Origin of the sequence: Streptomyces sp. NPDC101132, assembly GCF_044759225.1 — a bacterium.
Lineage (GTDB): Bacteria > Actinomycetota > Actinomycetes > Streptomycetales > Streptomycetaceae > Streptomyces.
In genome coordinates, this window is record NZ_JBIVYX010000012.1 from 245,967 (window position 1) to 252,611 (window position 6,645).

General features: G+C 75.0%; 6 protein-coding genes. 5 read left to right on the forward strand and 1 reads right to left on the reverse strand.

The features are described 5' to 3' along the window. Position 1: 1 nt before the first annotated feature. Entirely contained in the window at positions 2-691 is a 690-nt protein-coding gene (mtrA, locus tag ACIQUR_RS26725) for a two-component system response regulator MtrA (RefSeq protein WP_399944632.1), read from the reverse strand. A gap of 268 nt (positions 692-959) precedes the next feature. On the opposite strand from mtrA, the gene ACIQUR_RS26730 reads away from it, so the two are divergent. The 5 genes from ACIQUR_RS26730 to ACIQUR_RS26750 are packed head-to-tail and all read left to right on the forward strand — an operon-like array spanning position 960 to position 6,459. After that, complete coding sequence (locus tag ACIQUR_RS26730) at positions 960-2,261, forward strand: hypothetical protein (RefSeq protein ID WP_403669073.1); 1,302 nt, start codon at positions 960-962, stop codon at positions 2,259-2,261. Between the two features lie 4 nt (positions 2,262-2,265). Next, positions 2,266-2,961: a DUF4129 domain-containing protein gene (locus ACIQUR_RS26735; RefSeq protein WP_403669076.1), complete on the forward strand. Its 696-nt coding sequence runs from the start codon at positions 2,266-2,268 to the stop codon at positions 2,959-2,961. Next, entirely contained in the window at positions 2,958-4,169 is a 1,212-nt protein-coding gene (locus tag ACIQUR_RS26740) for a DUF4350 domain-containing protein (protein ID WP_403669079.1), read from the forward strand. Before ACIQUR_RS26735 ends, ACIQUR_RS26740 begins: the two co-directional genes overlap by 4 nt. After that, complete coding sequence (locus tag ACIQUR_RS26745) at positions 4,166-5,149, forward strand: AAA family ATPase (RefSeq protein WP_403669082.1); 984 nt, start codon at positions 4,166-4,168, stop codon at positions 5,147-5,149. The genes ACIQUR_RS26740 and ACIQUR_RS26745 overlap by 4 nt, the downstream gene beginning before the upstream one ends. Continuing rightward, positions 5,149-6,459, forward strand: coding sequence for a DUF58 domain-containing protein (locus ACIQUR_RS26750; RefSeq protein WP_403669085.1), 1,311 nt, complete (start codon positions 5,149-5,151; stop codon positions 6,457-6,459). Before ACIQUR_RS26745 ends, ACIQUR_RS26750 begins: the two co-directional genes overlap by 1 nt. Positions 6,460-6,645: the final 186 nt, after the last annotated feature.

A 6,645-nucleotide genomic window follows, 5' to 3' on the forward strand; every position in this document is an offset into this window, starting at 1 on the left:
GTCAGCTCGGCCCCGCCTTGTAGCCGACGCCACGGACGGTCACCACGATCTCGGGGCGCTCCGGGTCCTTCTCGACCTTGGAGCGCAGCCGCTGTACGTGCACGTTGACGAGCCGGGTGTCGGCGGCGTGGCGGTAGCCCCACACCTGCTCCAGCAGCACCTCGCGGGTGAACACCTGCCACGGCTTGCGCGCGAGCGCCACCAGCAGGTCGAACTCCAGCGGGGTCAGCGCGATCGACTGCCCGTCCCGCTTCACCGAGTGCCCGGCCACGTCGATGACCAGGTCACCGATGGTGAGCTGCTCGGGGGCCGGCTCCTCGGAGCGGCGCAGGCGGGCCCTGATGCGGGCCACCAGCTCCTTGGGCTTGAACGGCTTGACGATGTAGTCGTCGGCACCCGACTCCAGGCCGACGACCACGTCGACGGTGTCGCTCTTGGCCGTGAGCATCACGATCGGCACACCCGACTCGGCCCGGATCAGCCGGCAGACCTCTATGCCGTCCCGTCCGGGCAGCATGAGATCCAGCAGCACCAGGTCCGGCTTGGCCTCACGGAAGGCAGCCAGGGCCTTGTCGCCGTCCGCGACGAACGACGGCTCGAAACCTTCTCCACGCAGCACAATGCCGAGCATCTCGGCCAGCGCGGTGTCGTCGTCGACGACAAGGACGCGTCCCTTCATGACTGACATCATCCCATTAGCCAATCGTTACCCGGCGGTGAGCTGGCACACAGCAGTGCGACCAGCGGTTTCGCCCCGGTCACCCGTCGTGATCCGGCCCCCCAGTCTGCCCCGTCCGCGGGTGCCGGCAGAAGGCTCGGGAGGCCCCGGGGCCACGGGACCCCCGGCACGGACCTAGATCGGGAAACAACCCCGGGGGCCCGCCCGATCGGCCCAACCACATGGCACGATGGCAGCCGACCAGCGCCCCGCCCCCGTACGGGCACGTGAAGGAGTGACGATGAACGACTCTCCGGGCTGGGCCTCGCCCGGATCCTCCCCGTCGGACGGCGAACGCCCCGACGGGGCGGCGGCCACGCCGGACGGAGCGGCCCCCGCCCCCGACCCGGCCGCCACCGCTCCCGACGGCGGCACCGGCGCCACGCCCCCGGCAGACCAGCGGTGGTCGGCCCAGCAGCCCCCCGCTGGCCAGTGGACCGGCGTCACCCCCGGCGGCCCGGCCCAGGGTCCCGGCACGCCCGGCGGGCCCGGCCAGGGCTGGGGCACCCCCGGCGGCGGCTGGGACCCGTCCTCCGGCGGCGGCGCCCACAGCGCCTGGGGCGCAAAGCCGTACGCGCCCAAGCCCGGCGTGATCCCGCTGCGCCCCCTCGGCGTCGGCGAGATCCTGGACGGCGCGGTCTCCACCATGCGCGCCCACTGGCGCACGGTCCTCTCGATCACCCTCGCGGTGGCCGTGGTCACCCAGCTCGCGATCACCCTGGTCCAGGGCTTCGCGCTCGACGACCTCAACACGGCCGCCACCGGCGACCCGGAGGCCGCACTCCGCCAGCAGCTCGACGCCATCGGCGGCAGCATCGCGGCGAGCGCCGTCGCCCAGGTCATCACCCTGGTCGGCACGATCCTCGCCACCGCCACCCTGACGATGGTGTTCAGCCGGGCCGTGCTCGGCCGCACCTCCACCGTCGCCGAGGCCTGGCAGGAGGCCCGCCCGCGACTGCTGAAGCTCACCGGGCTCACCCTGCTGCTCCTGCTGGTGGTCGTGGCGATCTTCGCCGTCGGCCTGCTGCCCGGCATCCTCGCCGGCAGCTGGGGACTCGGCGTCGGCGGCCTGCTCTTCGCCTTCCCCGTCGCCCTCTGGCTCTACGTCCGCTTCAGCCTGGCCTCCCCGGCCCTGATGCTGGAGAAGCAGCCCGTCCTCAAGTCGCTCGCCCGCTCGGCCCGCCTGGTCCGCGGCTCCTGGTGGCGGATCTTCCTGATCACGCTCCTGACCGGCATCATCACCAGCATCGTGGCGGGCATCATCGTCTTCCCCTTCACGATCGCCGGCATGATCTTCGGCGGCGACGGCTTCCAGGGCATCGTCGAGGGCACCGCCACCTACAGCTGGGGCTTCCTCGTCATCACCGCGATCGGCTCCGTGATCGCCCTGACCGTCACCATGCCGATCAGCGCGGGCGTCACCGTCCTCCTGTACATCGACCAGCGCATCCGGCGCGAGGCCCTGGACCTGGAGCTGGCCCGCGCCGCCGGCCTCCACGGCCCCGGCGACACCCCGCCCGGCACCGCCGCCGCGGGAGGCTGATGCGGTGACGGCCACGGGGGGCACGACCACCCGCGCGGCGGCCGCACTGGCCCGCCGCGCGGACGAACCACCGGTGACGACACCCCGCGTCCCCGCCCGCGAGGCGGCCGAACGCGAACTGTCCAAGCCGATGTACCACGAGAACGACCCGGGCCTGCTCCAGCGCGCCTGGAGCGCCTTCTGGGACTGGGTGGACGACGTGCTCGACGCCGCCTCCGGGGTCACCCCCGGCGGCACGCTCGGCCTCGTCGTGGTCGTCCTGCTGGTACTCGCCCTCCTCGCCGCCCTCTGGTGGCGGCTCGGCACCCCCCGCCGCGCCGCCGCCTCCGCCGCCGCCCTCTTCGACGACCGCCCCCGCAGCGCCGCGGAACACCGCACCGCCGCCGAGGCGCACGCCGCGGCGGGCCGCTGGACCGAAGCCGTCCAGGAGCGGATGCGCGCCCTGGTCCGCTCCCTGGAGGAACGCACCCTCCTCGACCCGCGCCCCGGCCGCACCGCCGACGAGGCCGCCGCCGAGGCCGCCCGCACCCTCCCCGGGCACGCCGACGCCCTGCGCGCCGCGGCAAGGGCCTTCGACGACGTCACCTACGGCGGCCGCACCGCCGACCAGGAGGCCTACGTACGCCTGCGGGACCTCGACCTCACCCTGGAACGGACCCGCCCCCTCCTCGACGCCACCACCCCGGGAGCCGCCGGATGACCGGCACCACCGCCCCCGCCCCCGCCGCCACCCCCGGCCGCACCTCCACCGCCCCCGGCCCGGCACAGCTGTGGGCCCGCGCCCGCGGCCCCCTGCTGGCCCTCGCGGCGCTCCTCCTGGCCGGCGTCGTGCTCGCCGCACTCAACTCCGGCGAGGCACACGGCCGCCTCGACCCCCGCTCCGCCGACCCCCAGGGCACCCGCGCCCTCGCCGAAATCCTCACCGGCCACGGCATCCGCACCCACGTGGTCACCACCACCGCCGAAGCCGTCACCGCGGCCGCCCCGGGCACCACGCTCGTCGTCACCTCGCCCGGCCTCCTCACCGACGGCCAGCGCGACACCCTCAAGACGGCCATGGACCTCTCCGGCGGCCGCACCGTCCTGCTCTCCCCCGGCCCCACCGCCCTGACCGGCCTCGCCCCGGGCGTCACCGCCTCGGCCACCGGCGGCGACGAGGTACTGGACCCGCGGTGCGGGTACGCCCCGGCGGCCGGCGCGGGCCGCGCCACCACCGGCGAGGGACTCGCGTACACGACGACCCGTCAGGGAGCCGTCTCCTGCTACGAGGACGGCGGTCCCGCCACCCTCCTCGTCCTCCCCGGCCGGGACGGCGCGGACACCGTCCTCCTCGGCTCCCCCGCACCCCTCCTCAACGAGAACCTGGCCGACGAGGGCAACGCCTCCCTGGCCCTGCAACTCCTCGGCACCCGCCCCGAGGTGACGTGGTACCTGCCCACGCTCACCGACCCCGCGGCCACCGGCGAGGGCACCGAGCAGAGCTTCTCCGACCTGATCCCCGACGGCTGGTCCTGGGCCCTGCTCCAGCTCCTCGTCGCCGCCGTCCTCGCCGCCGCCTGGCGCGCCCGGCGGCTCGGCCCCCTGGTCCACGAGGACCTCCCGGTCGTCGTCCGCGCCTCCGAGGCCACCGAGGGCCGCGCCCGCCTCTACCGCAAGGCCGACGCCCGCGACCGTGCCGCCCAGGTGCTGCGCGCCGCCACCCGGGAACGCCTCGCCGCACTCCTCGGCGTACCCCCGGCCGGCGCCCACGACCCGGCCACCCTGACCCCCGCGGTCGCCGCCCAACTCCCGGGCGACGGACGCGACCTGACGGGCCTGCTGTTCGGACCCGCACCCACCGACGACGCGGCCCTCGTCGCGCTCACCGACCACCTCGACGCCCTCGAAAGGGAGGTCCGCTCCTCATGACGGCCCAGCCCGCAGACCACGCAGCCACCGCGGACCGCGCGCGCTCCGCGCTGGAGGCCCTCCGCACCGAGATCGGCAAGGCCGTGGTCGGCCAGGACCCCGCCGTCACCGGTCTCGTCGTCGCCCTCCTCTGCCGCGGCCACGTGCTCCTCGAAGGCGTCCCCGGCGTCGCCAAGACCCTCCTGGTGCGCGCCCTCGCCGCCTCCCTCGAACTCGACACCAAGCGCGTCCAGTTCACCCCCGACCTGATGCCCAGCGACGTCACCGGCTCCCTCGTGTACGACGCGCGCACCGCCGAGTTCTCCTTCCAGCCCGGCCCGGTCTTCACCAACCTCCTCCTCGCGGACGAGATCAACCGCACCCCTCCCAAGACCCAGTCCTCCCTCCTGGAGGCCATGGAGGAGCGGCAGGTCACCGTCGACGGCACCCCGCGCCCGCTGCCCGACCCCTTCCTGGTCGCCGCCACGCAGAACCCCGTCGAGTACGAGGGCACCTACCCCCTCCCGGAAGCACAGCTGGACCGCTTCCTCCTCAAGCTCACCGTCCCCCTCCCGTCCCGCCAGGACGAGATCGACGTCCTCACCCGCCACGCCCAGGGCTTCAACCCCCGCGACCTCGCCGCCGCCGGCGTACGCCCCGTCGCCACCGCCGCCGACCTGGAGGCCGCCCGCGACGCCATCGCGAAGACCGCCGTCTCCCCCGAGATCACCGGGTACGTCGTCGACATCTGCCGCGCCACCCGCGAGTCGCCCTCCCTCACCCTGGGCGTCTCCCCCCGCGGCGCCACCGCCCTGCTGGCCACCTCCCGCGCCTGGGCCTGGCTCACCGGCCGCGACTACGTCATCCCGGACGACGTGAAGGCCCTCGCCCTGCCCACGCTGCGGCACCGCGTCCAGCTGCGCCCCGAGGCGGAGATGGAAGGCGTCACCGCGGACTCGGTCATCAACGCGATCCTGGCCCACGTCCCCGTACCGCGCTGATGGCCCTCACCGGACGCGCCGCGCTCCTCGCGGCCCTCGGCTCGATCCCCGTCGGCCTGCTGGAACCCAGCTGGACGGGTCTGCTGGCCGTCAACGGCCCGCTGGCCCTGGCCTGCGCCTGCGACTACGCCCTCGCGGCCCCCGTGCGCACCCTCCGCCTGGCCCGCTCCGGCGACACCAACGTCCGCCTCGGCGAAGCCGCGGAGGTCCACCTGACGGTCACCAACCCCGGCACCCGCCCGCTGCGGGCCCGGCTCCGCGACGCCTGGCCGCCCAGCAGCTGGCTCCCCGGCACGGAGACCGACGCCTCCCGGCACGCGCTCCGCGTCCCGCCGGGCGAACGCCGCCGGATCACCACCCGGCTGCGCCCCACCCGGCGCGGCGACCGCCGGGCCGCCCGGGTCACGATCCGCTCGTACGGGCCGCTGGGTCTGCTGGCCCGCCAGGGCAGCCACGACGTCCCCTGGACGGTCCGCGTGCTGCCGCCCTTCACCAGCCGCAAGCACCTGCCCTCCCGGCTGGCCAGGCTGCGCGAACTGGACGGCCGCACCAGCGTCCTGACGCGCGGTGAGGGCACCGAGTTCGACAGCCTGCGGGACTACGTGCCGGGCGACGACACCCGGTCCATCGACTGGCGGGCCACCGCCCGGCAGAACAAGGTGGCCGTCCGCACCTGGCGCCCCGAACGCGACCGGCACATCCTGATCTGCCTGGACACCGGCCGCACCTCCGCCGGCCGGGTGGGCGACGCCCCCCGGCTGGACGCGGCGATGGACGCGGCCCTGCTGCTGGCGGCCCTGGCCTCCCGCGCGGGCGACCGCGTCGACCTGCTCGCGTACGACCGGCGCACACGCGCCCAGGTCCAGGGCCGGTCGGCGGGCGACGTCCTGCCCGCCCTGGTCAACGCGATGGCCACCCTGGAGCCCGAACTCGTGGAGACCGACGCCCGGTCGATGGTCTCCACGATCCTGGCCGGCGCCCCGCGCCGCTCCCTGGTGGTCCTGCTGACCGGCCTGGACGCGGCCCCCATCGAGGAGGGTCTGCTCCCGGTCCTGCCGCAGCTGAGCCGGCGCCACACGGTCCTCGTCGCGTCGGTGGCCGACCCCGAGGTGGACCGCATGGCCGAGGCACGCGGCACGGTGGACGCGGTGTACGAGTCCGCGGCGGCCACCCAGTCCCGCTCCCAGCGCCACCGCACCGCCGACCAACTGGCCCGCCACGGTGTCACGGTCGTCGACGCGGCCCCCGGCGACCTGGCCCCGGCCTTGGCCGACGCGTACCTGGCCCTCAAGGCAGCCGGCCGCCTGTAGAACGCAGAAGGGGGGCCCGCAGAATGGCGGGCCCCCCTTTTGTTACTGCAAGACACCCGGAAACGCAGAAAAGCCCCGCACCAGGATTCTCTCGAATCGGTGCGGGGCTTTCCCACAATGATTGTTCGGCGGCGTCCTACTCTCCCACAGGGTCCCCCCTGCAGTACCATCGGCGCTGAAAGGCTT

Excerpts from the sequence above, each read along its gene's own strand:
- ACIQUR_RS26745 (WP_403669082.1), top strand. The coding sequence starts at position 4,166 with ATGACGGCCCAGCCCGCAGACCACGCAGCCACCGCGGACCGCGCGCGC.
- ACIQUR_RS26740 (WP_403669079.1), top strand. The coding sequence starts at position 2,958 with ATGACCGGCACCACCGCCCCCGCCCCCGCCGCCACCCCCGGCCGCACC.
- ACIQUR_RS26750 (WP_403669085.1), top strand. The coding sequence starts at position 5,149 with ATGGCCCTCACCGGACGCGCCGCGCTCCTCGCGGCCCTCGGCTCGATC.
- mtrA (WP_399944632.1), bottom strand. The coding sequence starts at position 691 with ATGATGTCAGTCATGAAGGGACGCGTCCTTGTCGTCGACGACGACACC.
- ACIQUR_RS26730 (WP_403669073.1), top strand. The coding sequence starts at position 960 with ATGAACGACTCTCCGGGCTGGGCCTCGCCCGGATCCTCCCCGTCGGAC.